General features: G+C 70.7%; 21 protein-coding genes. 8 read left to right on the forward strand and 13 right to left on the reverse strand.

Features of this window, described 5'->3' with window-relative positions; all coding sequences use genetic code 11:
* The first annotated feature begins 187 nt into the window (after positions 1–187).
* Complete coding sequence (locus AC07FN_RS25635; RefSeq protein WP_478397931.1) at positions 188–1,606, forward strand: MFS transporter; 1,419 nt, start codon at positions 188–190, stop codon at positions 1,604–1,606.
* A 43-nt stretch (positions 1,607–1,649) separates the two neighbouring features.
* On the opposite strand, the gene AC07FN_RS25640 is transcribed toward AC07FN_RS25635, so the two are convergent.
* A complete protein-coding gene (locus AC07FN_RS25640; RefSeq protein WP_478397932.1) occupies positions 1,650–2,708 on the reverse strand; it encodes a DMT family transporter in 1,059 nt (352 codons plus the stop codon).
* Positions 2,709–2,877: 169 nt separating this feature from the next.
* Between AC07FN_RS25640 and AC07FN_RS25645 the strand changes: the two genes are divergently transcribed.
* Positions 2,878–3,771 (forward strand): LysR family transcriptional regulator, encoded by an 894-nt coding sequence (locus AC07FN_RS25645; protein WP_478397933.1) that lies wholly within the window; start codon positions 2,878–2,880, stop codon positions 3,769–3,771.
* Positions 3,772–3,812: 41 nt separating this feature from the next.
* Here the strand turns inward: AC07FN_RS25645 and AC07FN_RS25650 are convergent, their stop codons facing one another.
* From AC07FN_RS25650 to AC07FN_RS25675, 6 genes are all read right to left on the reverse strand, one after another.
* A complete protein-coding gene (locus AC07FN_RS25650) occupies positions 3,813–5,330 on the reverse strand; it encodes a serine/threonine-protein kinase (RefSeq protein ID WP_478397934.1) in 1,518 nt (505 codons plus the stop codon).
* Positions 5,331–5,534: 204 nt separating this feature from the next.
* On the reverse strand, positions 5,535–6,944 hold the full coding sequence (locus tag AC07FN_RS25655; RefSeq protein ID WP_478397935.1) for a serine/threonine-protein kinase: 1,410 nt from the start codon (positions 6,942–6,944) through the stop codon (positions 5,535–5,537).
* A 466-nt stretch (positions 6,945–7,410) separates the two neighbouring features.
* Complete coding sequence (locus tag AC07FN_RS25660) at positions 7,411–8,157, reverse strand: hypothetical protein (protein WP_478397936.1); 747 nt, start codon at positions 8,155–8,157, stop codon at positions 7,411–7,413.
* Positions 8,158–8,293: 136 nt separating this feature from the next.
* A complete protein-coding gene (locus AC07FN_RS25665; protein WP_478397937.1) occupies positions 8,294–9,229 on the reverse strand; it encodes a hypothetical protein in 936 nt (311 codons plus the stop codon).
* Positions 9,230–9,263: 34 nt separating this feature from the next.
* Positions 9,264–9,989, reverse strand: a complete 726-nt coding sequence (locus tag AC07FN_RS25670) for a PIG-L deacetylase family protein (protein ID WP_478397938.1) — start codon at positions 9,987–9,989, stop codon at positions 9,264–9,266.
* Between the two features lie 149 nt (positions 9,990–10,138).
* The gene (locus AC07FN_RS25675; protein ID WP_478397939.1) at positions 10,139–10,456 is read right to left on the reverse strand and encodes a hypothetical protein; all 318 of its coding nucleotides are present in this window, start codon (positions 10,454–10,456) and stop codon (positions 10,139–10,141) included.
* A 231-nt stretch (positions 10,457–10,687) separates the two neighbouring features.
* Between AC07FN_RS25675 and AC07FN_RS25680 the strand changes: the two genes are divergently transcribed.
* Positions 10,688–11,488: a 3-hydroxybutyrate dehydrogenase gene (locus AC07FN_RS25680; RefSeq protein ID WP_478397940.1), complete on the forward strand. Its 801-nt coding sequence runs from the start codon at positions 10,688–10,690 to the stop codon at positions 11,486–11,488.
* An 82-nt stretch (positions 11,489–11,570) separates the two neighbouring features.
* Here AC07FN_RS25680 and AC07FN_RS25685 read toward each other — a convergent pair whose 3' ends face one another.
* Both AC07FN_RS25685 and AC07FN_RS25690 read right to left on the reverse strand, forming a co-directional pair.
* Positions 11,571–11,876: a chorismate mutase gene (locus AC07FN_RS25685; protein ID WP_132486403.1), complete on the reverse strand. Its 306-nt coding sequence runs from the start codon at positions 11,874–11,876 to the stop codon at positions 11,571–11,573.
* A gap of 297 nt (positions 11,877–12,173) precedes the next feature.
* Complete coding sequence (locus AC07FN_RS25690) at positions 12,174–12,893, reverse strand: DedA family protein (protein WP_478397941.1); 720 nt, start codon at positions 12,891–12,893, stop codon at positions 12,174–12,176.
* Positions 12,894–13,168: 275 nt separating this feature from the next.
* Between AC07FN_RS25690 and AC07FN_RS25695 the strand changes: the two genes are divergently transcribed.
* Positions 13,169–15,652 (forward strand): UvrD-helicase domain-containing protein, encoded by a 2,484-nt coding sequence (locus tag AC07FN_RS25695; protein WP_478397942.1) that lies wholly within the window; start codon positions 13,169–13,171, stop codon positions 15,650–15,652.
* Positions 15,653–15,768: 116 nt separating this feature from the next.
* The gene (locus AC07FN_RS25700) at positions 15,769–16,167 is read left to right on the forward strand and encodes a nuclear transport factor 2 family protein (RefSeq protein ID WP_478397943.1); all 399 of its coding nucleotides are present in this window, start codon (positions 15,769–15,771) and stop codon (positions 16,165–16,167) included.
* 81 nt (positions 16,168–16,248) lie between these two features.
* Here AC07FN_RS25700 and AC07FN_RS25705 read toward each other — a convergent pair whose 3' ends face one another.
* The gene (locus tag AC07FN_RS25705) at positions 16,249–17,148 is read right to left on the reverse strand and encodes a LysR substrate-binding domain-containing protein (RefSeq protein WP_478398013.1); all 900 of its coding nucleotides are present in this window, start codon (positions 17,146–17,148) and stop codon (positions 16,249–16,251) included.
* A gap of 185 nt (positions 17,149–17,333) precedes the next feature.
* On the opposite strand from AC07FN_RS25705, the gene AC07FN_RS25710 reads away from it, so the two are divergent.
* The gene (locus AC07FN_RS25710; RefSeq protein WP_478397944.1) at positions 17,334–18,359 is read left to right on the forward strand and encodes a YncE family protein; all 1,026 of its coding nucleotides are present in this window, start codon (positions 17,334–17,336) and stop codon (positions 18,357–18,359) included.
* On the opposite strand, the gene AC07FN_RS25715 is transcribed toward AC07FN_RS25710, so the two are convergent.
* Both AC07FN_RS25715 and AC07FN_RS25720 read right to left on the reverse strand, forming a co-directional pair.
* A complete protein-coding gene (locus tag AC07FN_RS25715; RefSeq protein ID WP_452616942.1) occupies positions 18,323–18,673 on the reverse strand; it encodes a VOC family protein in 351 nt (116 codons plus the stop codon). The two genes, AC07FN_RS25710 and AC07FN_RS25715, sit on opposite strands and share 37 nt — an antisense overlap.
* A 219-nt stretch (positions 18,674–18,892) precedes the next feature.
* Positions 18,893–20,521: a class I SAM-dependent methyltransferase gene (locus AC07FN_RS25720; RefSeq protein WP_478397945.1), complete on the reverse strand. Its 1,629-nt coding sequence runs from the start codon at positions 20,519–20,521 to the stop codon at positions 18,893–18,895.
* 93 nt (positions 20,522–20,614) lie between these two features.
* Here AC07FN_RS25720 and AC07FN_RS25725 point away from each other — a divergent pair, with 93 nt between their 5' ends.
* Entirely contained in the window at positions 20,615–21,082 is a 468-nt protein-coding gene (locus AC07FN_RS25725; RefSeq protein ID WP_478397946.1) for a GbsR/MarR family transcriptional regulator, read from the forward strand.
* A 695-nt stretch (positions 21,083–21,777) separates the two neighbouring features.
* On the opposite strand, the gene AC07FN_RS25730 is transcribed toward AC07FN_RS25725, so the two are convergent.
* Positions 21,778–22,599: a M23 family metallopeptidase gene (locus AC07FN_RS25730; RefSeq protein WP_478398014.1), complete on the reverse strand. Its 822-nt coding sequence runs from the start codon at positions 22,597–22,599 to the stop codon at positions 21,778–21,780.
* Positions 22,600–23,076: 477 nt separating this feature from the next.
* Between AC07FN_RS25730 and AC07FN_RS25735 the strand changes: the two genes are divergently transcribed.
* A complete protein-coding gene (locus AC07FN_RS25735; RefSeq protein WP_478397947.1) occupies positions 23,077–24,795 on the forward strand; it encodes a hypothetical protein in 1,719 nt (572 codons plus the stop codon).
* The last annotated feature ends 596 nt before the right edge of the window (positions 24,796–25,391 follow it).

Genomic DNA, 25,391 nt, shown 5'->3' on the forward strand with positions numbered 1-25,391 from the left:
AGCGGTTCGCTCTGACCGCCGCTGACCTGCGGTGAAGTAGGCCAGGCGGGGTCTGACTTGCGTGTAACTCCGGTAACCATGTACGCGAAATCGCCGCTCTCCACGCCCACCGGGAGATGATTTCGCGCGAAATCGCCCACCGGTCCGTGCGCCCGCTGAGCCCCCGCTCCTCCGCCGGGAGGCGCCGGTGACCGCCTCCGCACCGCTGCCCACGGGCACCGAACTCCTCGCGCGCCTGGACCGGCTCCCGGTCGGCAAGCCGCACCGCCGGCTGATGCTGCAGGGCGGCCTCGGCTACCTCTTCGAGTCCTACGACGCCGTGCTGCTCGGCTACGCCGCCTCGACCGTGGTCGCCCTGTGGAAGGTCGAGTCGGGGCTGGCCGGCTGGCTGCTGGCCTCGGTGTTCATCGGCTACCTGATCGGCGCGCTGGTCGCCGGTCTGCTCGCCGACCGCATCGGCCGCCGCCGCGTGCTGATGTACGCGCTGCTGGTCTACGTCGCGTTCACCCTCGTCGCGGCGACCGCGACCAGCCCGGGCGAGCTGATCCTGTGGCGGATCCTCAGCGGGATCGGGGTGGGTGCCGAGGCCACCATGATCGTGCCGTACATCTCGGAGTTCCTCCCGGCCCGCAACCGCGGCCGCAACATCGGCAACACGATGGTCTTCCTCGGGTTCGGCTACATCCTGGCCGGGCTCACCGCGGTGACCGTGATCAGCCCGTCGCCGGAACCGGGGTGGCGCATCGCGTGCGTGATCTGCGTGGCGCCGGTGCTCCTGCTGCTCTGGTGGCGCCGGACGCTGGTGGAGTCGCCGCGCTTCTTGATCAGCCAGGGCCGCATCGCCGAGGCCACCGAGATCGTCGAACGCTTCGAGCGGGAGATCGCCGCCCGTCAGGACCTGCCGCCGGTGCCGGAGGTCGTGGAACCGGCAGCGAAGCCCGCGCCCTCCAGGCGGAGCGCGATCCGGCAGTTCGCCGCGCTGTGGGCTCCCGGGCTGGCCGGGCGCACCGCCGTGGTGTGCGTCCTGTGGTTCGCCATCCAGGCGACGCACTACGGCTACGGCACCTGGCTGCCGACGCTCCTGGTGCTCAAGGGATTCACGATCTCCAAGAGCTTCGCCTTCGCCCTGGCCAGCGCGGTCGCCCAGGTGCCCGGCTATTACGTGGCCGCCGCCATCAGCGAACGCCTCGACCGCAAGTGGACGATCGTGGTCTTCCTGTGCTGCAGCGTCGGCTGCGCGGCCGGGCTCGGCACCGCGACCGACGACGTGGCGATCTTCTGCTTCACCGTCGCCCTGTCGTTCTTCATGAACGGCGTCGCCGGCCCGCTGTACGCCTACACGTCCGAGATCTACCCGACCGAGACCCGCGCGACCGGCATGGGCCTGGCCAGCGCCACCGCCCGGGTCGGGGCCATCATGGCGCCGGTGGCGATCGGATACCTGTACGCGGACATCGGATTCGGCGGTGTTTTCGCGGTGCTGTGCGGGCTCCTGCTGCTGGGGGCCCTCGTCCTCGCCGTGGCGGGCCTGCGCACCGCCGGGCGCAGCCTGGAATCGCTGCACGACCAGCCGGCGTCGCGGGCCCGCGACGACCAGCCGGCCTGACCGCCGGGGAGTTCCCGCTCCATCGGGAACTCCCCGGCGCCGGTCACTTCATCGGGTGGTTGCTGGCCAGCTCGGCGTAGAGCTGGGAGCCGCGCAGCAGGGCGAGGCGGAACCGCGCCCAGGCGCTCAGCCGCCCGATCGGCGGGAGCTCGTCGGTGCGGGTGGTGGGCCGGGTGCGGAGCTGCTTCGACATCTCGTCCTCCTCGTTTTCGGATGCGACAACGGTTTTCGGGGTGGTGGAGCGGCGGGTCAGCGCCACGCCGAGCAGCACGATCGCCATGCCCAGCAGGACCCGCAGGCCCAGTTCTTCGCCGAGCAGCAACCAGCCGAGCAGCACGGACACGATCGGCATCAGGTAGGCCACGGTGGACGCCGTGGTCGCGCCCTCCTCGCCGATGATCCGGTAGTTGATCGCGAAGGCGAGGCCGGTGCCGAAGATGCCCAGCACCGCGACCGCGAGCAGCGCGAGGGGATCCCAGCCCACCGGCCGCAGGCCGTCGAGCGGGAGCGCCAGCAGCGCGTAACCGGTGGCGGCGATCATCTGCATGGCCGCCAGGGTCAGCGGCGGCAGGCCGTGGTCCCCGGTCAGGTTCCGTCCGATGTAGACGTAACCGATCCCGTAGCTGACCGCCGCGCCCAGGCAGGCCAGCACGCCCCAGCCGAGCAGGCTGCCGCCCTGCCACGGCGCGAAGATCAGCAGCACGCCGAAGAATCCCAGCAGCAGCCCGCCGAGCCGGGCCGGCGGCATCGCCTCGCGCCCGGCGAACAGCCCGAACAACACCGTCCACAGTGGTGTCGTCGCGTTCAGCACGCCGGTCAGGCCGGAGTCGACGGTCTGCTCGCCGAGGCCGAACAACACCCACGGCAGCGCGCTGCCGAACAGCGCGGCGACGGCGATGTGCCGCCACAGCTTGCGATCGCTGCTCAGCCGCAGGCCGCGCAGCGCGCACAGCGCGACGAGGACCGCGGCGCCCAGCACGATGCGGGTCAGCGCGATCTGGGTCGGGGACAGCGCCCCCAGCGCGAGCTTGATCAGCAGGAAGCTGGAGCCCCACAGCAGCGCAAGCACGCCCAGCCGCACGTAGTTGGTCGGGTTGTTCATGTCTTCTCCGGTCTCGCGGGGCGTGGTCGAAGTGCCGGCGGAGACGGTAGGTCTCCGAATCTTCGGCGACCGCCGAACCGATCTCCACGTACTAGGTTGCGCCCGCCGAGGCGTAAGCACAAGTGAAATAAAATCAACCGACGTTTCAGATCTGCTGTACTGTGGGGGCATGCTGGACGTACGCCGGATGCAGGTGCTGCGAGCCGTGGTCACGAGCGGCTCGGTGAGCGCGGCCGCGGCGAACCTCGGGTACACGCCGTCCGCGATCAGCCAACAGCTGTCCACGCTGGAGAAGGAGGCGGGCACACCGCTGCTGGAGAAGGTCGGGCGCGGGCTGAAACCGACCCCGGCCGGCACCCTGCTGGCCGAGCGCGCCGGGCGGATCGCCGACCTGCTCAGCAGCACCGAGGCGGAGCTGGCCGACATCCGGGCCGGGCGCACCGGCCTGCTGCGGGTGCGGTTCTTCCACACCGCCAGCGTCGGGCTGATCCCGCCGGCGGTCGCCAAGTTCCGCGCCGAACACCCCGACGTGCAGCTGGACCTGCGGATGCAGGAGGTGGAGCTGGTCGACGACGTGTCCCGCGGCGAGGCCGACCTGGCGATCATCGTGGTGGGCCGATCCGTGCCCGAGCGGCGCGGGGTGCGGTTCGTGCACCTCGCCGACGACCCGTACCGGGTGGTGCTGCCGAAGTCGCACCCGATGGCCGCCGAGGACTGCATCGACCTGGTCCGGCTGGCCGGCGAATCCTGGGTGAACAGCGCCGTGACCAGCGACGACATCTGTTCGAGGCTGCTCGGGGACGCCTACGACAGCGCCGGTTTCACGCCGAAGGTGGCGCTGGAGACCGACGGCAGCTACTCCGCCCAGGGCTTCGTGGCCGCCGGGCTGGGCGTCGCGCTGGTACCGCGGCTCGGGCTCGACATCGTGCACCCCGGCGTGGCGGTGCGGGCGGTGCGGAATCCGGAACCGGCGCGCCGCCTCTACGCGGCGGTCCGCGAAACGGTGGCCGACCTGCCGGCCACCCGCTCACTCCTGGCGACGCTGCACGAGGTCGCCAGCTGACCGGCGCGCCGCCCGGAACTCCCGGGCGGCGCTAGGCCGGGTCAGCTGCGGCGGTCGGTGTTGATCAGCACGTCGCCGTCCGGCGTGGCCACCATGCCGAGCGCGTGCGTCTCGGTGATCTTGCTGTGGTCCTTGGTGAACTGCAGCGTGACGATCACGTTGGACCCGGACATCACCGGCTCACCGACGATCTTGACGTCGTCGATGGACTTCCAGAACCCCTCGTAGCGGTCCTTGCCCTGCGACTGCAGGCTCGGGCCCAGCAGCTCCCACGCCTGGTCCAGCTTCTTCGGCACCAGCGAGTAGTAGTTGCGCACCACGTTCACGACCTCCTCCTTGGAGGGCTGCCCCGCGGAGTCCGACGTCGTCGGGCTGGTCGTGGTCGGATTCGCGGACGTCGTCCGCGCGGCCGACGTGGTCGGCGTGGTGCTGGTCGTCTGGGTCTGCGGTGCGGACTGAGCCGAGGTGGCCGGGCCGGGCTGCTCAGGCGGAGCCCCGTCGCCGAAGGCGTTCGCGGCGAGCACTCCGACGAGCACCGCGACGATGATCGCCACCACCCACAGCGCCACCTGGCGGTAGTTGCGCCGCGCCGGCTCCGCCGCCGCAACCGCAGCGCCGACGCGCGTGGGCGGGTTGGCGCTCGGCGGCGGGCCCATCCGGTTGCCCGCCGGAGGCGTGCGCGGCGCTGCGGCGGTCGGCCGCTGCCAGCCCACGTTCGGCGAAGCGTTGGGGATCGGCCGCCCGTCTAGCACGGCCTGCAACAGCTCGCGGGCCTGCGCCATGGTCGGCCTGTCGACCGGGTCCGGGCGCAGCAGCTGCATCAGCGCCGGGGTCATCGGACCGGCCTGCTGCGGCGGCTCGATCTGCCCGCGCGCCACCCGGTGCAGCAGGCTGATCGCGTTCTCGTCCACGCCGAACGGCGGCCCGCCCTCGATCGCCGCGTACAGCGTCGAGCCCAGCGAGAACACGTCGGACGCCGGCGCCGGGTCGCGGCCGAGCGCCACCTCCGGCGCCAGGTAGGCCGGGGTGCCGGCGAGGATGCCGCTCTTGGTGACCGCGACGTCGCCGATGGCGCGCGAGATGCCGAAGTCGGTGATCTTCGCGGTGTCGTTGTCGCCGAGCAGGATGTTGCCCGGCTTGAGGTCGCGGTGCACGATGCCGGCCATGTGCGCGGCGGCCAGCGCACCGGCCACCTGCACGCCGATCCTGGCCACCTTCAGCGGCGGCAGCACGCCCAGCTCGTCGATGACCGACGCGAGGCTTCGCGACGGGAGGTACTCCATGACCAGGACCGGCTGGCCCTCGTCCTCGGCGACGTCGAACACGACGATCGCGTTCTGGTGCTGCAATCGGGCGGCGATGCGGCCTTCGCGCATCGCCCGCTGACGGGCTTCCTCGGTTTCCTCGGGGGTGTAGCCGGCCTGAAGCAGCAGCTGCTTCACCGCGACCGTGCGGTGCAGGCGTTCATCAACGGCCTGCCACACCACGCCCATGGCGCCGCTGCCGATCTGCTGCTGCAAGCGGTACCGGCCCGCGATCAAACGACCTTCGGCGCTCACCGGTGTCTCCTGGTACTGGCTGAGCCTGCTTGGACAGTACTGACCGGACCCCCGTGGCCAGCTTTCACTCGACGGTGTTCAACGTTACTGGGCGTCCCGCACGCGGCCGCACCCTGGGCCCGCCCGAGCCCGGACATGCACGTGGCCGGGGTGCTCACCTCGCGGTGAACGCCCCGGCCAGCGCGGGTTCGCGACCGGATCTCGCTATTCCTCGGCGCCGCCGGTCGGCTCGGTCGTCGGCTCGTCCTGGGTGTCCGAGGGCGGAGTCGTCGGCTTCGTCGTCGGCTTCGTGGTCGGCTTCGTCGTCGGCGCCTGCGTCTGCGTCGTCGGCTTCGACGTCGTCGGCGTGTTGGTCCGCGTCGACGGCGAGTTGGTTCGCGTGTTGGTCGGCTCCTGCTCGGAGGTGGTCTCCACCACTGGCGGCGGCGGGAGCGGGTTCATCTCCGAGGTCGTCGGGTTCCCGGTGGGCTCCGGCGGCTTCTGGCTGTTCATCAGCGCCGAGGTCACCAGGACCGCGATCACCGCGACGGCCACCAGCGCGATGCCCGAGATCACCACGGGCCGCTTGCTCTTGCGCGGCTTCTCGTAGATCGCCGCATCGCCGCGGGTGTCGGAACCCATGTACGAGGTGGCGTCCTCGTACGACTGCTCCGAGTAGGGCTCTTCCTCGTAGTACGCGACGGTGGTGCCCTGCGAGCCGACGACGCTGGTCGGGGCCATCTCGGGCTGGCTGGACTCCGGAGCCAGCGCGGGCGGGATCGGTGCCGCCATGGTGGGGATCGACGTCACCGAGCCGCCGTCGGCGACCGACTGCAGCATGTCCCGGACCTGCGGCATGTCCGGCCGGTCCTCGACGCGGGCGGCCATCATCGCCATCAGCGGCTGCGCCATCGGGCCGGCCTGCCGGGGCGGTTCGATCTTCCCGGCCGCCACCGCGTGCAGCAGCGCGAGGGTGTTCTCGTTGAGCCCGAACGGCGGGTGGCCCTCGATCGCCGCGTACAGCGTGGCCCCGAGCGAGAACACGTCGGACGCGGGCGTCGGCTCCTGGCCCATCGCCACGTCGGGCGAGAGGTAGGCGGGCGTGCCCGCGAGCATCCCGGTCTTGGTGACCTGCACGTCGCCCTGGGCCCGCGAGATGCCGAAGTCGGTGATCTTCACCTGGCCGTTGTCGCCGAGCAGGATGTTGCCGGGCTTGATGTCGCGGTGCACGACACCGGCGGCGTGCGCCGCACCCAGCGCCGACGCGACCTGCGTGCCGATCCGCGCCACCTCGCGCGGCGGGAGCGGCCCGTGATCGGACATCATCCCGGCCAGGCTGACGGAGGGCAGGTACTCCATGACCAGGACCGGCTGACCCTCGTCCTCGGCCACGTCGTAGACCGAGATCGCGTTCGGGTGCTGGAGTCGGGCCGCGATCCGGCCTTCCCGCATTGCCCGCTGCCGCGCTTCCTCGGCCTCACCCGGATCCAATCCGGGCTGCAGCAACAACTGCTTGACCGCGACCGTGCGGTGCAGGCGTTCGTCGACACACTCCCACACCACGCCCATCGCGCCACTGCCGATGCGTCGCTGCACTCGGTAGCGTCCGGCGACCAGGCGACCTTCGTCGCTCACCGACGTCTCCCCGTACTGCTATCGATGCTCAGCAGGCACCGCGAATCCCGGGGATAATGGTCCCGGGTACGGCCCCACCGAACATCGGCGGATTTGGCGGACCGGCTCCGGCCCTCCGACATGTACACGTTCTCCTCGCGGTTCGGGCTCGTCGAACGTCTCGAACCCAACCGCGATACGGGAGCCTAGCCGACGCCAGGTTGGCGTAGGCCCGAAGTCGAAAGATCCGTGCAACCGGATCCGACGGTACGCCGGCGCTCCCGCTCGGTCGGCCGAACCGGATTCTCCTCACAGTCGTTTCCGCTGGTGATGTCGGTCCTGTGGGGCCGCGGGCGACGTCCCGATCGGGCGGCACACCGGTTGCGCTGGGCAACGATATCGGTGCGTCCGGTTCATCCTGGTACGGCGGCGGGCGTTTCAGGGGGCTCGGGTCGTTGCCGCATTGTTGTGCGCGGCCGGTCACGGCTCATCGGGGCGCGATGTGCCGGGCACCGAGCAGTTCGGCCCCGACGATCCGCGGGGAGGCGTCGGATTCGACGGTGAGCAGCTGGCGCAGCACCACCCGGTGCCCGTCCGGGTAGCGGGCCTTGACCTCGGCCAGCACCACCCCGGCCGAGGAGGTCCGAACCTGCAGCTGCGTCGATTCGACCGCCTGCCAGGCGCTGACCAGCGCCGCCTGCTGCCCGGCGAGCAGCTCCGGCGCCGCCAGCGAAACGGCCGAGCCCGGGTCGTGGTCCAGGCGGCGGTAGAACTCGTCGACCAGGTTGAGCGCCGATTCGTGACTGCCGGCCGCAGGGTTCGCGGTGCCCTGCTCCACGGCTTCCGGCGCATCGTCGGCCCCGCCGAAGCCGGCCGCCGCGGCGAAACCGCCGTTGGCGTCGAACGGCCAGCCGGCCGTCCGGACCAGATCCGGGCGCAGCGCCAGCACACCGGTGATCGGGGCGGCGGAGGAGACCGGACGCGGCCCGGCGGCGGGCTGCGCGGCGATCCTCGCGCCGATCGCGGCGGATACGAGCAGCAGCAGGGTGCCCAGCACGCCGAAGGCGATCCGGCTGCGCAGCGCGGGTGCGTCGGCAGCGGGGTCGGGCATCTTGAGCAGCTCGTCGGCGATCCGCTCGTGCTCCGGTGACAGCGGCTCGCGCTTGATCAACTCGGCCACGGTGACCGTGCCCGCACCGCCGCGCCGCCTGCTGGTCGAAGGATGTTGCTGCACTTGCTCGCCCGCCCTCATGAGTTCGCCGTAGAACTCGTACCGCGCCGACGTTCGGATCGCGAAAGGCTTACCGCCGAGTTCACCGGAAGGGGTGTGCGCGAGGACTCGAACGGAGCAAGCGGATCACGAGCAGTGATCAGGCGATCCGCTCGTCGGAGGTGATCAGCGGCTCGTCCTCCATCGTGTACCGCAACTCCCGGCGCTGCGTCTGCACCGTGCCGTCCGCCATCGTCAGCCGGACGGTGTGCAGCGTGCTGGTCGGGGTCGCGTAGCTCTCGACGACCTCGACCGACTTGGCGCCCGAATACCTCGCGGCGAACGCCTCGTAGCCCTCGGCGCGCAGCGACCCGGTGGTCAACGCGTATGCGCTTCGCAGGTCGCCGCGGCCGATCGCGGCGTAGTACTCCTCGCCGCGCCGCTTGACCGGCCCGGTGTCGGCGAACAGCAGCTTCGGCCGCTCCGACGTCCGCGTCGGGCTGGGCGTCGTCGGGGTGGTGCCGGAGATCGGCGGGCCGGGAGCGCCCGGGGCGGAGCTGCCGATCGGGTTCGGGTGGAACGGGATGCCCCCCGACGTGGCCATCGGCGGCGATGGCTGCAGCGGCTGCACCGAACCCGTCGCTCGCACCGCCTCGGGCCGGGTCGGGTCGCCGGTCAGGTAGTACGGATCCGTCGGCGGCACCGGCGGGTACTCCCCGCGGGGCATGCTCGGCAGCTCCAGGCCCTCGATGGTCGTCGACCCGCCGGCCAGCAGCGTGGTGGCGAACATCAGCCCGCCCAGCGCGGCGGCCGACGAAGCGATCGCGAACCAGGCCGCCTGCCGCCAGGTCCGCGGCGGGGTGACCGACGCCGGGACCATGCCCAGGTCGAACTTGTGCAGCCCGCCCACCGGCATGGTGTCGACCAGCGGGTCGGTCGTCAGCCGCGCGCCTAACGCGTGCGCCGGCCGGCGCGGGCGGACCGTCGGCGTCCACGGCACCGGGGACCCGGCCCGGTGCCGGCCGTGCGCGGGCGGTTCCGGCGTCGGCGGCCAGTCCAGCTGGCCGCTCCAGCCGAGGGTTCTGCCGCTGTGCATCGGAGATCTCGACTTTCTGCCACTCGCGGGGAGTTCACGACGTGTCGACAACGTGGAATGCCTCGGCGAGCCGGCCGGCCATGCCGTGCCGCTCGGCCGTTCGTGCCAGGTGTCGCCGGATCATGCCCTGCAGGTCGTCGAGGTGCGCGGTCTGCGACCGGTGCGCGGCCAGCGCCGCGAGCTTCGCGTCGAAGTGATCGGTGATGTCGACCGCGTGGTTGATCCGCTCTTCGGGTGACTCCGACATCCACAGCTCGCGCACCGTCCACGGCTCCAGCCCTTCCCGCAGCAGCTCGGGGTGGGCGAAACCGTTGCGCGCGTCCGGGTAGATCGCGGCCAGGGTCGCCTCGCCGACGGCCCGGTGGTCCGGGTGCGACGTCGGGAGGTGCGCCCAGTTGATCTCCGGGGAGTGGCTGATGACCCGGTGCGGGCGGACCTCGCGAATCGCCTTGGTGATGTCCCGGCGCAACTGCAGGTCCGCGACGACCTGCCCGTCCCGGTAGCCGAGGAAGCGCACGTCGGAGACACCGACGGCGGCTGCGGCGGCCCGCTGCTCGTCCTGCCGGATGCGCGGCATGTCCTCGCGCGGGGTGTCGTCGAAGCCGCCCGCATCACCCGCGGTGCACACGCAGTAGGCGACCTGCACGCCGTCGGCGACCCAGGAGGCGACGGTGCCCGCCGACCCGAAGTCGACGTCGTCGGGATGTGCGGTGACCACCAGAGCGCGGAGTGTCGAGGACGTTTCCGGCGACGTGGTCATGGTCACAGCCTAAGGGGCGGGCGCAATGACTCCGGTCCGGGGTCGCTCAATCACGCGTGGTGATCAAAGAGGCCTTTCGGTGTGAATGAGTACACCGAAAGGCCCAATGTTGATCTGGCATATGACTGCTCAGCGTGCTGAGCGTCCGATCAGAACTGCCCGCTGCGGAACTTGCCCTGCGTCGACTGCAGCGCCTTGAGCGAGGCGACACCGCCGCCACCGCCGAGGATCATCGCGAAGATGTCCGCCCCGGTCGAGTCGCCGGAGCTGATCAGCAACGCCAGCAGCGTCACGCCCAGGCCGACACCGGCGATCGGGAACCGCTTCCGGGCGAAGTCCACGGCGGGCTGGCCGCCGGCGCGCTTCTTCGCGGCCGACGTCAGCATCGCGAGGTAGCCCGCGTGCCCGGCGGCGACGAGCACCCCGGCCAGCGTCACGAGAAAGGCCACAAGACCAAGAACACCCATGACCACAGTCTGCCTTGTTTCCGTCGTGCCCGGTATGGGTGATATCCCGGATATGCCGCGCGTGGGTCGCGGGTGGGCGGAATCCCGGGGGCTCCGGGGTGCCGCCGGAAGATCCGCCGAATGCACTACTGCGGAAAACACCCGGTCAGCCGCGCTGCCGCGGCGGCCGGTGGAAAAGGTTGTGATTTGGCCCTGGATTGAGACCGGACTCACGCCTTAGGTTCTCAGGCTATGAGCGATCGGTTGGCCGGGTCGGTTGGTGCGAGCTCTGCGCGATCCAGCACCAACGGCCTGGATCTGGGGGACAGGCGAGCACTCGTCACGGGTGCGGCGAGCGGGATCGGCGCGGCGGTGGCCCGCCGGCTGGCGGCGGCCGGCGCAGAGGTCATCGCCGTGGACCGGGCGGCCAAGGTCGAGGACATCGCGGCCGAGATCGACGCCGAGGCCAGGATCGTCGACCTGGCCGACCTCGACGCCGCCGCGGCGCTCGGCGAACGGGTGGACATCGTCGTCAACAACGCCGGTTTCCAGCACGTCGCGCCGATCCACCGGTTCCCCGCCGACACCTTCAGCGCGATGCTGCGGGTGATGGTGGAGGCGCCGTTCCGGATCGTGCGCGCCGCGCTGCCGGGCATGTACGACCGCGGCTGGGGGCGGATCGTCAACATCTCGTCCGTGCACGGGCTGCGCGCGTCGCCGTTCAAGAGCGCCTACGTGACCGCGAAGCACGCGATCGAAGGGCTGTCCAAGGCGACCGCGCTGGAAGGCGCCGCGCACGGGGTGACCTCCAACTGCGTCTGCCCGGGCTTCGCGCGGACTCCGCTGGTGGAGCGCCAGATCGCCGACCAGGCGGAACTCCTGCGGGTGCCGGAGGACCAGGTCCTCGAAGACGTGCTGCTGGCCCGCACGCCGATCAAGCGCCTGGTGGAGCCGGCGGAGGTCGCCGAGCTGGCGGTGTGGTTGTGCGGCCCGGGCACCACGTCGATCACCGGGGCGTCGTTCCCGATCGACGGCGGCTGGACCTCGCACTGAGCCCTTCCCGCCGGGCTGGTGGGCGGCCCTGGGCTGCCCACCAGCACGTTCGCCGTCGGAAACGGGACTGGGAACGGTCGTGTCAGTGGCCGAGGCGGCCGCGGCCCAGGCGCAGCAGGATCATCGCGAGCTCCCGGCCCTCCGGGCCGAGTTCCCGGTAGCGGGCGAGCACGTCCATCTCGCGGTTGTAGACGATGCGCGGTCCGCCGGCCGCCATGCGGGCCTGGCCGACCTGTTGGGAGACCTCGGCGCGGCGCTTGACCAGGCGCAGGATCTCGGCGTCCAGGTAGTCGATCTCCTCGCGGAAGTTGCTGATGGCCTCCGCGGCGGCCTGCTTGGCCGAGGCGGGCTCGGACTTCGGCTGGTCACCGTCCACAGTGGCGTTCATCGGGCGTTTTCCTCCGGATTCGGCCCCGTCCCCGGCCCCCGGAACGCGCGAACGCCCCGAGTCCGAGGACCCCGGGGCGTCGTAGTGGTTTTTGAGCTCACGCAGCTACGGGCGCCGGAGTCCCGGGCCCGTAGAAAAACTCGTAGGTCTGCGTTCGCACGCGACCAGTCTGCCACAGCCGGTATCGGCCTGGCCATGAGGTGGGCCCATCATCCCAATGGATGGACAATGGCGGTTATCGATCACCAGTTCGAGTTATTCGGTGGAAATGTGCCAGGAACAGAGCGGATCTTGGAGTCATGACGACCGAATCCGCTGCAGGCCAGCGTCCCGGCCAGCACTCCGGCCAAGACTCCCGGCGGCGTCCGCGCCGGCCCGTTCCGCCGCCCTCCGCGCGGATTGCCGACGCGCGCTGCGGATCAAGAAGATGCCCGCCGCAAGGCCACCGGCACAGGTCAGCGCGAGCACCGTCCAGCCGTAGCCGACCGCCCGGGCGGCCTCGCCGAGCGCCACCGCGACGATGGTCTGCACCGCCGACCACAGCGCGCCGGCGGCCGCCGAGAGCACCAGGAAACGGCGGTACGGCAGCCGCAGCGTGCCGACCACCGCCGGGACCACGGCGTGCACCACGGCGACGAATCGCGTCGTGATCAGCGCGCGCCCGCCGGTGTCGTGCACGACCGCCTCGGCGGCCTGCCAGCGGCGCGCCCCGATCTTGCGCCCGACCCACGTGTTGCGGAGCCCGGGGCCGATCAGGCGGCCCAGCCAGTAACCCCCGCTCTGCCCGATGACGTTGCCGAGCACGGCCGCGCCGAACAGCGCCGGTGCCCACCGGGCGCCGAGGACGGCGATGGTGAGCAGCAGCGTCGCCTCGCCGGGGATCAGCAAGCCGATGAAGAGGGAGGTTTCCAATGACAGCAGGACCAGCGCCAGCAGCACGCACAACCACGGGTTCAGCGTCGCGGCCCACGCGATGAACTCCCGGATCGCGGCATCGATCTGGCTGATCAGCTCCATGGGGCGCGTTCCGTTTCCGTGGCGGTTTCGGCGGTCGGAACTCACCTTCCAGGCCGACTGCGCCCTGGGGATCGGGGTAAGTCCCGGGGCGGTCCCTGAGTTTCGCGGCCGGGGGGGTTGGGCCGGAGCTGCGCCGGGCACGCCGTCGGTGGGCCGGATTCGGGCTCCGGGCCTCGGGTGTCGGTGTCCGAACCGCCCGGCGAGCCGATCCGCGCGTCCGGTTCGGGCACCGGGATTCGGGTTTTGTCCGGGCACGCCGGTAACGTGGAGCAACGATGAGCACCCCACTCGACCTCCAGTGGCAGAGCGATCTTCCGCAGCACGGATCGCCGCAGTCGGACGAATCCGGGCGCGCCTCGCGGTCCGGCCCGGATCCGGACGCCCTGCTCAACGGCCTGAACCCGCAGCAGCGCGACGCGGTGGTGCACGCCGGCTCGCCGCTGCTCGTGGTGGCCGGCGCCGGGTCGGGCAAGACGAGGGTGCTGACCAACCGGATCGCCTACCTGCTCGCGGGTGGCGTGCACCCGGGCCAGATCATGGCGATCACCTTCACCAACAAGGCCGCGGCCGAGATGAAGGAACGCGTCGTCGATCTGGTGGGTCGGCGGGCCAACGTGATGTGGGTTTCGACGTTCCACTCCATGTGCGTCCGGGTGCTGCGCCGCGAGGCCAAGAACCTGGGGCTGTCGTCCAACTTCTCGATCTACGACTCGGATGACTCCCGGCGGCTGATCACCATGATCGCGCGGGAGCAGGACCTGGACTCCAAGCGCTATCCGGCGCGCACGCTCGCGGTGCACATCTCGAACCTGAAGAACGAGCTGCTGACCCCGGAGGCCGCCGCCGAGCAGGCGGGCAACGACATGGAGCGCAAGGTCGCTCAGGTCTACGCGGGCTACCAGCGCCGGCTGGTCGAGTCCAACGCGATGGACTTCGACGACCTGATCATGCGCACGGTGGAGCTGCTGCAGGACCACCCGGCGGTCGCGGAGTACTACCGGCGGCGCTTCCGGCACGTGCTGGTCGACGAGTACCAGGACACCAACCACGCGCAGTACGTGCTGGTGCGCGAGCTGGTCGGCACCGGGACGACCGACGGCGGCGTCGAGCCGGCGGAGCTGTGCGTGGTCGGTGACGCCGACCAGTCGATCTACGCCTTCCGGGGCGCGACGATCCGCAACATCGAGGAGTTCGAGCGCGACTACCCGCAGGCCAGGACGATCCTGCTGGAGCAGAACTACCGCTCCACGCAGACGATCCTGTCCGCGGCCAACTCGGTGATCCGGCGCAACCCGAACCGGCGCGACAAGCGGCTGTGGAGCGATGCCGGGGACGGCGAGCGGATCGTCGGCTACGTCGCGGACAACGAGCACGACGAGGGTGCGTTCGTCGCCGGCGAGATCGATCGGCTGGTGGACGAGGGCGATGCGACGTTCAACGACATCGCGGTGTTCTACCGGACGAACAACCAGTCCCGGGTGTTCGAGGAGGTGTTCATCCGGCTGGGCCTGCCGTACCGGGTGGTCGGCGGCGTCCGCTTCTACGAGCGCCGCGAGGTCCGGGACGCGCTGGCCTACCTGCGGGTGCTGGACAACCCGGACGACACGGTCAGCCTGCGCCGCATCCTCAACGTGCCCAAGCGCGGCATCGGAGACCGGGCGGAGGCCGTGGTCGCCGTGCACGCCGAGCAGGAGCGGATCTCGTTCGCCGCCGCGCTGCGGAAGGCGGCGGCCGGGCAGGTTCCGCTCCTCAACACGCGGGCCCGGAACGCCATCGCGGGCTTCGTGGCGCTGCTCGACGAGCTCCAGGCGGTCGCGGCGGAGTCCGATGTCGCCGAGATCCTGGAGAAGGTGCTGGAGAGCACCGGCTACCGCGCCGAACTGGAAGCCAGCGACGATCCGCAGGACGCGACGCGGGTGGAGAACCTGACCGAGCTCGTGACGGTCGCGCGGGAGTTCACCGAGACCCTGGCGGGAGCGCCGGTCGGCGAGTCCGCGGCCGAGGTCGATCCGTCGGCCGAGGCGGTCGTTTCGGAGGCGGTGCCGGCGGCGGAGGACGCCGAGGAGGCGGCGCTGGGGCTGCCCGCGGACGACTCGTTGTCGGCGTTCCTGGAGCGCGTCTCGCTGGTGGCGGACGCGGATTCGCTGCCGGAGTCCGGGGACGGGGTCGTCACCCTGATGACCCTGCACACCGCGAAGGGCCTGGAGTTCCCGGTCGTGTTCTGCACCGGCTGGGAGGACGGCGTGTTCCCGCACTCGCGGGCGCTCGGCGACCCGGCCGAGCTGGCGGAGGAACGGCGGCTGGCGTACGTGGGCATCACCCGTGCCCGGCAGCGGCTGTACCTCTCGCGGGCGCTCATGCGCTCGGCGTGGGGGCAGCCGATGACGAATCCGGCGTCCCGGTTCCTCACCGAGATCCCGGACGAGCTGATGCACTGGCGCCGGATCGAACCGGAGCGAGCCGCCCCGCAGGTGCGCAGCACCTGGGGCAGCCGCGGCGGTTTCGACCGCACCGGGTCGGATTCCGCCCAGGCGGGGCTGGCGGAGCGCGGCATGCGCAGCACCGGCATGAAGGGCTGGAAGGACACGGTCGCCATCAAGCTGACGGCCGGCGACCGGGTCACCCACGACAAGTACGGCCTGGGCACGGTGCTGTCCACCGAGGGCGAGGGGCCGCGGGCCACCGCGACGATCGACTTCGGCAGCTCCGGCACGGTGCGCCTGATGCTGATCGGCAGCGTGCCGATCAGCAAGCTCTGACCCGGCGAGCCGTTCGGTGTCCTAAGTAGACAATTCTTGGGGCGCGGTGGAATACCCGGCGGTCGGCCGAGGTTTGGTACTGCGATAGCAGGAAGCACAACCTTGTGAGGCGCGTCGTGAGCGAAACCCGGGCAGTCGTGGACGAGTTCTACCGCCGACTGGGCGACGGCGAGATCGGCTCGTTGGCCGACCTCTTCGCCGACCGCATCGAGTGGGACATCTACGGTGCGGACGACGTGCCCTGGACCGGACGGCGAGCCACGCGGGCGGAAGCAGCGGAGTTCTTCACGTCGCTGCACACGCATCTCCAGCCGGAGGAGTTCGCGGTGGAGCGCATCCTCGTGGACGGGGCGGACGCGGTCGTCCTCGGCCGCATGCGGCAGATCGTCAAGGCGACCGGCAGGCCGTTCGTGTCACCCTTCGCCTTCCACTTCACGGTGGAAGGCGGGAAGATCACCCGCTACGTCACGTACGAGGACAGCCTGGCCCTGGCTCGCGCCTTCGGCGCTTCCTGAACCTCCAATGCGCTGCGGGGGCATCGGAACCCGGCAGCGCCCGCGATCGAGATCGCTGCCGTGGTGTCTGCCGGAGGCCGGTCAGGGAATCGCGCCGCCGGCGGAGTCGAGGCTGGCGACAGTGTCCCGGATGCGGGCCCGCAGCCACTGGTGGGCCGCATCCGCGTCGTTGCGGGGATGCCACGCCATGCCCACCTCCAGCGTCGGGAGGTCCAGCGGCACCTCGAAGATGTGCAGCCCGAGTCGTCGCGCCGCGGATTCTGTTGTCAGGCAGACGAGATCGGTCTCCCGTGCCAGCAGCAGTGCGGCGGTGTGGCTGGGCAGCACGACCGCGACTCGCCGCTGGATCCCCAGCTCGGCCAATCGCTCGTCCACCGGCCCCCGCGCGTGACCGCGCCGCGAAACGCTGATGTGCTCGGCCGCGCCGAATCGCTGCGGTGTGACCCGGCCGCGAGCCAGCGGATGCTCGGAGCGAACCGCGCCGACCAACCGCAGCGACGTCAACGGCGCCGTGCAGGTCTCGGGATCGAGGTGCTTGAGCACCCCGAGTTCGACATCGATCAGACCGTCGCGCAGGGCGCGGGTGTCCTCGACGGCTTCGGAGGCGAACCGCAGCGTCACTCCCGGCGCGTCGTTCCCGGCCGCCGCGAGCAGTCCGGGCGTCAGCGCGTCGATCAGGAGATCGCTCGCCTGCAAGGTGAAGGTGCGGGACAGCGAGGCGGGGTCGAACGCCGCGCCACGGCTGAGCAGCGTGCGCGATTGCTCGATGACGGAATGCACGTCGTCGCGCATCGCTGCGGCGAACGGCGTCATGACCATGCTCTGACCGGCGCGCACCAGGATCGGATCGTGCAGGATGCGGCGGATCCGGCCGAGCGTCCGGCTCATGGCCGCGGGCGAGGTCTGCAGCTGTTCCGCGGCGCGCGTCACGCTTTGCTCGTGCAGCAGCGCGTCCAGTGCCACCAGCAGGTTCAAATCCATTGTGGACACGTGGAACTCCATTATGACGTCGGTCACAGCTGTCGCGAAGGGTGTTGGCCACCAGCAGTATTGCGCGCAGGGCAAGTATTTCGTGCCGGCTTTGCCATCGCGACAACGGTTTGTCCGGCTCAAGGTGGAGATGATCCCGCACCGGCGGGAACCTTTCGACCTGAGGAGAACCGGCCATGCAGACCGGCGACGTGCTGGCAGTGGTCAGCCAGAGCGGCCCCACCGTGAGCTTCTACGACGCGATCACCCACCAGCCGCTCGAAACCCTCGAACTGCCCTCGGAACCGCACGAGCTCTGCTTCGACCCCGAGCACCGGGTCCTGTACTGCACGATCGCCTACCACTCGGGCTACTACGGCGAGAACACCGGCCGGGCCCACGAGGTGGTGGTCATCGACGCCGACGCGCGCGAGATCGTCGAGGTCGTCGACCTCTCACCGGAGCACGGCCCGCACGGCCTGGCGCTGGATGCCGAGAACCGGCGGCTGTACGTCAGCGTCGAGGCCGGGCCCGCCGGGCCGGGCGGCGTGGTCGTGCTCGACACGAAGACCCGCAAGCAGATCGGCCGCATCGACACCGAGGCGCCGGGCCCGCACTGGTTCGTGATCACGCCGGACGGGCGTCGCGGCTACGCAAGCAACAAGGAGGCCCCGTTCGTCTCGGCGGTCGACCTGGAGGCCGGCCGGCTGCTGCGCAAGGTGCCGGTCGCGGGCAGCGAAGGAATCGCCGTCACCCCTGACGGCAAGCACGTTTGCGTGGCCACGCCGAAGGCCGGGACCCTCGACGCCCCGACCGCCATCGAGGTGATCGACACCGAGACCAACGACATCGTCCGGACGATCCGCCCCGAGGAGCCCGTGCTCGCGGTCCACATCACCAGCACCGGCACGCTGCTCGTCGGCGGGCTCCGGTTCGACGGCGACCCGGCCCTCATCCGGCAGCAAGCCGGACGGCTGCTGAGCTACGCGCCGGGCACCTACGAGCCGCTCGGCAGCGTCGAGGTCGGCGGCTTCCCGCTCACCATCACGTCCTCGCCCGACGGCACGCGTGCCTACGTGTCCGCCGTGGTGTCCTCGACGGTCTCCGTCGTCGACCTCGAAACCCAGAGCACGGTGGCGACCCTGCCGATCGAACGGCGTGGCGAGCCCGGCGCGCACGGCCTCGCCTACATCCCGGCCGGCCGGGGGTGCTTGGGTTCGTAGAGCCCGATCTCGGCGCCGCTGGGCAGGCGGAGCGCGGTGAGCAGTCCCCAGCCCTCGTTGCTGACCGGGCGGGTGATCTCGACGCCGCTCTCCTGCAGCTCGCCGATGGTGACGGCGATGTCGTCGCACATCAGGTAGAGCTCGCAGGTGGGCTCGCCGTGGGTGGGATGGGTGGCGAGTTCCGCGGGCGGCAGCCCGAAGATCAGCCACCCGTCCCCGGCGTCGACGGAGTCGAACCCGAGCACGTCGCGGAGGAACGCCCGGTCCCGTTCGGCGTCCCGGCTGAACAGCAGCAAGTGCGCGCCGTTGATCATCGCAACCACCTCCTGGCGAAACCGTGCCACGGCAGCGGGCGGCTCGCCGTTCCACGACAAGCCCGGGCGGGACGTCCGCTGCTGTACGACACCGGAGTAGCCGCCGCGAGCTCGTGGATCTCGTGATCGCCGACGAGCTCGGCGGCGGAACTCGATGCCACCGGGTTTCCCGCTGAGGACACCAGGCAATCGACCGGCGCGTGGAACTGGCCCGTCGGGTCAGAAGCGGTAGCGGAGCATCCGGCCCATCCGCCGCATCGCGGTGATGCGCCCGGACGCGCGGATGGCGGCGCGCGCCGGGATCGGGTACCTGTCGAGTTCCGGCGCATCGGTGAACGACCACTCGGTGACGAACCGCAGCCCGGGAACGCTGGATTCCAGCGCTCGCGGCTCGTCGATGCCCCAGTGCAGGCGCGCTCCGGCGTGGACCACCGCGGGGTTGAAGCGGTTGGACACCCGGACCCCCAGGCTGCTGAAGGCGTCGAAGATCAGCTCTCCGCTGGGGAAGTGCCCCATGACGCGGCCCAGCAGTGCCAGACCATCCACTTCGGACAGGTACATCGTGAGCCCTTCGGCGACGACCAGGACCGGCCGGTCGCCGGGGATGCCGTCGAGCAGGCCGGGCGCGGTTACCGACGAGGCGATGGTGTGGTGGTGCGGGCGTTCCGGGAAGAGGCGGCGGCGCAGCTCGATGACGTCGGGCTGGTCGATGTCGTACCACTCGACGCTCTCCGGCGGGTTGATCCGCTCGAAGCGGCTGTCCAGCCCGCAACCCAGGTGCAGGACAGTCATGCCGGGCCGCAGGGACTCCTCGACCCAGCGATCCAGCGCCTTGGCGCGCATCGCCACGGAACCGGCGTTGTGCGCGCGCAACTTGAACTTGCCGAAGTCGAAATCGATGCGCTGAACGGCCTCGTCGGCGTGCCGGTCGCCGAGCATCGGGTCCGCCGACCGGTTGTCCAGCGCGCGCAGGTAGAGCGTGGCGAGCATCGTCGGCTCCGCGCCGGTCAGCTGGACCCTCTCGCGCTCCTGGTGTTCGAAGCTGTAGTGCAGCAGTCGCATGGCCTTGCGCAGCGGCGGGATGGTGTTCATGACCTTCGCGATCGTGCGGTCGGTCGCGCCCATCTTCGCCACGGCCGGCAGGTCCATCATCGGCAGTTCCTGCCGTAGCCGGAGGCCGGGCACGCGCAGTTCGAGGGCGTGGGGATCGCCGATGCCCCAGTGGAAGGAGGCGCCCGTTCGCTGCAGGAACCCGGAGAAGCGCGCGGCCGTCACGGTCCATGGCAGCACCGCGTCGAAGATCATCTCGCCGATCTCGAAGCGCTCGACCAGCCGGCGCAGCAGGTCCACGCCGTCCGTCTCGGTCAGGTACATCGTCAGGCCCTCGGCGATGACCAGAGTCGGCCGCCCGGCCGGGATCTCGTCGAGCCAGTCCCGATCGGTCACCGATGCCGCGTTGGTGCGGTAGTTAGCCGGGCCCTGCGGGTAGAGGCGGTCCCGCAGCTCGATCACGTCGGGCATGTCGATGTCGTACCAGCGCACGCCGGCGGGAACGGCGAGCCGGAATGCCCGGCTGTCCAGGCCGCACGCCAGGTGCAGCACCACCGCGTCGGGGTGCTCGGCGAGGTAGCGCGCCGCCCAGTCGTCGAGTTGCTTGGCCCGCAGGATCACCGCCATCTGATCTCCCGAGCCCAACAGCCTGTGGAAGTCGAAGTCGATGCGGTCGAGCAGCCGGTCCGCCGTCTCGTCGCCGAGCACCGGATCGGGCCTGCGGTTGTCCATGGCCCGGGCGTAGAGGGGGCCGAGGAGCGTCTGCTGAGCGCCGGTAAACCGGATCTGTTCGGTCACGCGGCCCAAGCTACATTTATTTCACAAATTCGTGAAATAAAGAAAACGTATAAAATCTTTCGGGTGATCGACACAGTTGCTGAGGATGGGGACATGGCGGAACGCGCGGGCGTCGACGTGCTGCGGTTCGTCGAGCGGTTCGCCTTGGACCTGACCGGCGCCGGCTTCCCGCGCATGGCGGCGCGGGTGTTCGCGAGCCTGCTGATCGCCGACGAGGGGCGGCGGACGGCGAGCGAGCTCGCCGAGGTGCTGGACGTGAGCCCGGCGGCGGTGTCCGGCGCGGTCCGCTACCTGGTGCAGGTCAAGCTGGTGGTGCGGGAGCGGGGCCCCGGCGAGCGGCGCGATCATTACCGGGTGCTCGACGACGTCTGGTACGCGAGCATCGTCCAGCGCGACGCGGAACTGCTCGGCTGGGAGCGGACCCTCGCCGAAGGCGTGGCCGCGGTCGGAGAGGAGACGGGGCCCGGGAGACGCCTGGACGAGACCCGCCGGTTCTTCGAGTTCCTCCGCGCCGAGATCCCTGAGCTGATGCAGAAGTGGCACCGCGAGCGTGAGTCATGACCCTGCTCGACGAGTTCGACGGGCTCGTGCACTGCGCAACAGGCAGCTGCCCTCGATGATCGGCGCCAGATCGACCTGATCGCCGAGGCTCGCGGAGATCTGCTCGATCGGAGCGCGCAGGGTAGGCCAGGGCGAGGCTGAATGGCTGCTGCTCGATGAAGGCGGCGCCCTCTTCGGGACTTGAGTCCGGGCTCCTGTCGGACAGGGCTCGGTGATCCGGTCGATGCGGAAGGCCCCGCCAGTCCTCGCGCAGGTGCCAGAGCCGGTGTGGCTCGACCAGGTGCTTGCTCGCGGCGCGGTGGGTGAAGTTCCGGCCGGTGATCGCGTTGGCCGGCGTCAGCGGCACGGTCGTCGAGCCGAGGGCCTTGACCCGCCGCAGCCGCGAGGGCAGAACCTGTTCGAGCTGGCCAGCTCCCGATGCCTTACACGATGTTCCTTGCCACTAGGCGAAGTCAGGTCACGGCCTCCTCGCCGTCGAGCAGCAGGAGAAGCGTGGGCTTGCCAGCGATCAGGCGGTAGCCGCCTTCCGCGCCTCACCCGGATAGCTGAGCCTCGCAGCCGGTCGATGTCGAGGCGGATGATGCGCGGGCCGACCTCCCAGCGCACGGCGAGTTCATCGACTTCGACGTTCGGGCGGCTGGAAGCAGAAGTGGCGCCGACGGTCGTCGACGCCACTTCCGAACTCGCGCGGATGCCTACGTGGGCGAGATGCCGCGGGCCTGCATCCAGGGCAGCGGGTTGATCTTCTTTCCGCTGGTGTTCCACACCTCGAAGTGCAGGTGCGGGCCGGTGGAGAAGCCGCGGTTGCCCATGGTGGCGATCTGGTCGCCGGCCTTCACCTTCGTGCCCTGCTTGGCCGTGATGGTGTTGACGTGGCCGTAGACGGTGATCGTGCCGTCCTCGTGCTGCACCCGCACCCACAGGCCGAAACCGCTGGCCGGGCCCGCCTCGATCACGACTCCGTCGGCGACGGAATAGATCGGGGTGCCCTTGGCGTTGGCGATGTCGATGCCGTAGTGCGTGGTGCCCCAGCGGCCGCCGAAACCGGAGGTGAAGCTGCCGTCGGCGGGAAGCACGTACTTCGGGGCTCGCGCCGCCTCCTCGGCGGCGATGCGGGCGGCGTCGCGCTCCTGGGTGATTCGCTCGCTCTTCTTGAGCTGATCCATCTCGGAGCTGACGTCGGTGGTCTGCGCGACCGGGAGCATCGCCGGAGCGGGAGCGCTGCCGCCGACGCCGGTGTAGGACTGGTCGGCCAGCGCGGTGTTGAACGAGGCCGATGCGTCCGACGGGTTGAAGTCGTCGTGGTCCGGGGCGGCGTGCCCTTCACCTGCGGCCATCGACTGCCCGGCGGCCGCGAAGGCGCCGGCTGCGACGGCGGCGACGACCACGCGGCCGCGCCAGACCGATGCGGGTGAGGAGCCCCGGGTCTTCGCCGGACTGCTGGAGGGGTCGTCGGGGGACGCCTCCGCACAGCCCGGGGAGTGTTCTTCGCCGCCGGGGGAGCGGTGTCGAGCCAATGCCTGCCCTTCCGTCTCGGGGAGCCGGATCACGTTTCCGGGCGGGGATCCCGGGGCCGGTCGGGGAACCAGCCGAAGGTTGTCCTTCGTGATCAGACCGTGACAACGGACCGGGGGACAGTAACCAAGGTGATCCCCTAGGGGCAAATCTCTGTCCGTGGTGTCGCGGCTACGGAACGTGCCCGGGAGGCGTGCGGCGGGCCCGATTGTCGGGGTCGTGTGGATACTGGGTGTGGTCGTCGCGCAGCGGAGCTGCCAGCGGCTTCGTGATCGGCACGGGGTAGATCGATTGGCCCGCAGCTGACGAGGACGTGTCTCGATCAAGTTGCCTCGCGGTAATGAAATGTGTTGCGAGTCACACTCCAAGAGCGGCTTGATGGGCACTCGGCGGTGCTCCGTTCAGTCGGTCCTAGGGGATGTCCCTGAGCGTGTGACCGGTAGGTGCCGCCGCCGTCCGGGGTTGCTAGCGTCTGCGCGGTGACTGCGCGGCCCGACCATCCGTCCGGCGGTTCCTCGGCTCTCGCCGCGAATCCGCAGCCCGATCTCGATCTACCGATGCGACTGCGGGTCGCGATCGTGGTGGCCGCCACCGGTGCTCTGCTCGTCGGCCTCGGTCCATTGCTCGGGCTCGTCGAGCCCGGCGCCTCGGCGGCATTCCTGGCATGGCCCCTTTTGCTGGGGCTCTCCCTGCTCGCCCCCGCGCTGGCCTTCGCCTTCGCCAAGCGTGGGCGGCTCGGAACGGCGGCGGCCGTGCTCGTCGGCCCGGCGGCGCTCGCGCCCGGCCGCTTGGTGCTGGATCTGCAGTTCGTCGCCGACCCCGGTCTGGCCGCCCGGCCCGAGCTGCTCCGGGTGGAAACCCTCGACGTCCTCGCCCCTTCGGCCGGTGTCTGGTTGCTCCTCGCCGGGCATGTCGCGGCGATCGTCGCAGGTGTTCTCGCAGTGCGGGGCATCGGTCACGGTGATGAGGGCGCCGGTTCGCACCGGCAAGGCCTGCTCGCGCTCGTGCTGTGCGCCGGCGTGATCGGGGCCGTCGGCGTTCTGATGGCGCCGTTCGCCTCCGAGGACCCGTACCTGTTGCCGCACCCGGCGCTGGACGGACCGTTGGTGCTGCTGGTCGGCGGCATCCTGCTCGCCGTCGCCGCGCCGAGCACCGCCGGATTCCTGGCGGGTTCCACCGACCCGGAGTTCGCCCGCGGCGGGCTGCTCGGGATGGCTGCGGCGCTGGCCTGCGTGGCCGTGCCGCCGCTGGTGTCCGCGGCGGTGCTCGACCAGGTCCAGCTGGCTTGGGGGCCGGTGCTCGTCGTGGCCGCGGTGATCTCGTTGGTCGTGCTGGCCGTGCCCGCCGGGCGCGCCGATTCCGGTGAGTCGACCGACGATCTCCGCCTGCCCGCGCTGACCCGATTGATCACCACCTCGGCCGTGCTCGCCCTGATCGCCGGTGCGCTGGCGCTGCTGGCGGCGGCCGCACCGCAGGTGGAGATGCCCTTCGGGCTGCGTGACCCGTCGCCGTACCCGGCGCGGCTGCTGTGGCCCGCCGGCTTCTTGCTGGTGGCGCTGGGCATCGGACTGCTGCTGCCGCGCCTCGCCGGATGGCTGCGCCCGATGCTGACGGTGGTCTGGGTAGTGATCCCGTTCGCGGCGGCCGGAGTGCTCGACGCGGTGTTCACCGCAGTGCAGGCAGCGGACGCAAGCGCCGGGATCGGAGCCTGGGCGGCCGGGGTCGCGGTCTTGTTCGCCGCGTCCGCGGCGATCGTCGCGGCCATCGCCGGTGCGGTCGAACGCGACGACGTGGATCTGACGGAAATGGCGATGCACCGCATGGTGCTGGTTCCGTCGCTCCTCGCGCTGCTGCTCGGGGCCGGTGCGTTCAGCTTCCCGGTGCTCACGGCCCCGGACTACACGGCGCCCGGTGTGTTCACCGCCTTCGGGACGACGTCCTGGGGACTGGTGATCGCGCTTGCCGCCGTGGTCGGAGCGGCGGTGTTGGCGCCAATGTGCCGACCGCCTCGCGCTGCGGCCCTGCTCTGCGCGGCGGCGCTCGTCGTGGCGGTCCGGGTGCTTGAGTTCCCGCTGACCGCGGAACGGCTCCCGGGCTCGGAGCCCGGCCTGGGTCTGTGGTTCGGAGCGGCCTGCGTGGTGGTGCTGCTCGGAACGTCGATCGCGGCCGCCCGGGTGCTCGGCGATCGACAGCAGTAAGGAACGGTTTCTGATCATGCCCAGCGGCCCCGGAGCGGAGTTCCCACAGGTATGGGCCCCGGAGATGGTCGCCGGAGCTGTGGCCCGCGTCACGCGGCGGGAGTGAACGCCCCGTTCGTCCCGGAGCCGGTCCACACCGGCAGTGCACGCTGGCTTCGGGTGGATGAGGCGAACGGCCCATTCGCCTCATCTATCGGCGCGAACAGGCCGTTCGCGCCACGCCAACCAGTCCATCGCTGGCGTAGGTCGTGTGCGCCACCGTGCGGAATCCGCACGGTTCGTGTGCTCAGGGAAAACGCCGCGGTCGTGGAGGCGTGGGTGTTGAGCCGTTCGCCGCGGGCGGATCACTCGATCAGCCGCCTTGCCGGCGCCCGCGGCGCGGTCGCCAATGCCTGGCACACCGTCACGGTGCGCTGTTCCGTTCGTCACCACGAACGTCGATATCGAGCCTGCGGAGCAGGCCAATCCCCGTGCTGGACGGTTCGACCAGGCCTAATGCCCAACCTCAGGTGAGGCAGTTCACCGGGTGCGCCGCCCCATGCGTCCTCGCAGGTCGATATCGTCACCGAGTCCGACACCGACGTCGCAGGAGAGTC

This window comes from Saccharopolyspora sp. NPDC045941 (assembly GCF_056431445.1).

Coding starts and splice junctions, on each gene's coding strand:
- AC07FN_RS25640 (WP_478397932.1), bottom strand. CDS start 2,708: ATGAACAACCCGACCAACTACGTGCGGCTGGGCGTGCTTGCGCTGCTG.
- AC07FN_RS25645 (WP_478397933.1), top strand. CDS start 2,878: ATGCTGGACGTACGCCGGATGCAGGTGCTGCGAGCCGTGGTCACGAGC.
- AC07FN_RS25665 (WP_478397937.1), bottom strand. CDS start 9,229: ATGCACAGCGGCAGAACCCTCGGCTGGAGCGGCCAGCTGGACTGGCCG.
- AC07FN_RS25670 (WP_478397938.1), bottom strand. CDS start 9,989: ATGACCACGTCGCCGGAAACGTCCTCGACACTCCGCGCTCTGGTGGTC.
- AC07FN_RS25675 (WP_478397939.1), bottom strand. CDS start 10,456: ATGGGTGTTCTTGGTCTTGTGGCCTTTCTCGTGACGCTGGCCGGGGTG.
- AC07FN_RS25680 (WP_478397940.1), top strand. CDS start 10,688: ATGAGCGATCGGTTGGCCGGGTCGGTTGGTGCGAGCTCTGCGCGATCC.
- AC07FN_RS25685 (WP_132486403.1), bottom strand. CDS start 11,876: ATGAACGCCACTGTGGACGGTGACCAGCCGAAGTCCGAGCCCGCCTCG.
- AC07FN_RS25690 (WP_478397941.1), bottom strand. CDS start 12,893: ATGGAGCTGATCAGCCAGATCGATGCCGCGATCCGGGAGTTCATCGCG.
- AC07FN_RS25695 (WP_478397942.1), top strand. CDS start 13,169: ATGAGCACCCCACTCGACCTCCAGTGGCAGAGCGATCTTCCGCAGCAC.
- AC07FN_RS25705 (WP_478398013.1), bottom strand. CDS start 17,148: ATGGATTTGAACCTGCTGGTGGCACTGGACGCGCTGCTGCACGAGCAA.
- AC07FN_RS25710 (WP_478397944.1), top strand. CDS start 17,334: ATGCAGACCGGCGACGTGCTGGCAGTGGTCAGCCAGAGCGGCCCCACC.
- AC07FN_RS25715 (WP_452616942.1), bottom strand. CDS start 18,673: ATGATCAACGGCGCGCACTTGCTGCTGTTCAGCCGGGACGCCGAACGG.
- AC07FN_RS25725 (WP_478397946.1), top strand. CDS start 20,615: ATGGCGGAACGCGCGGGCGTCGACGTGCTGCGGTTCGTCGAGCGGTTC.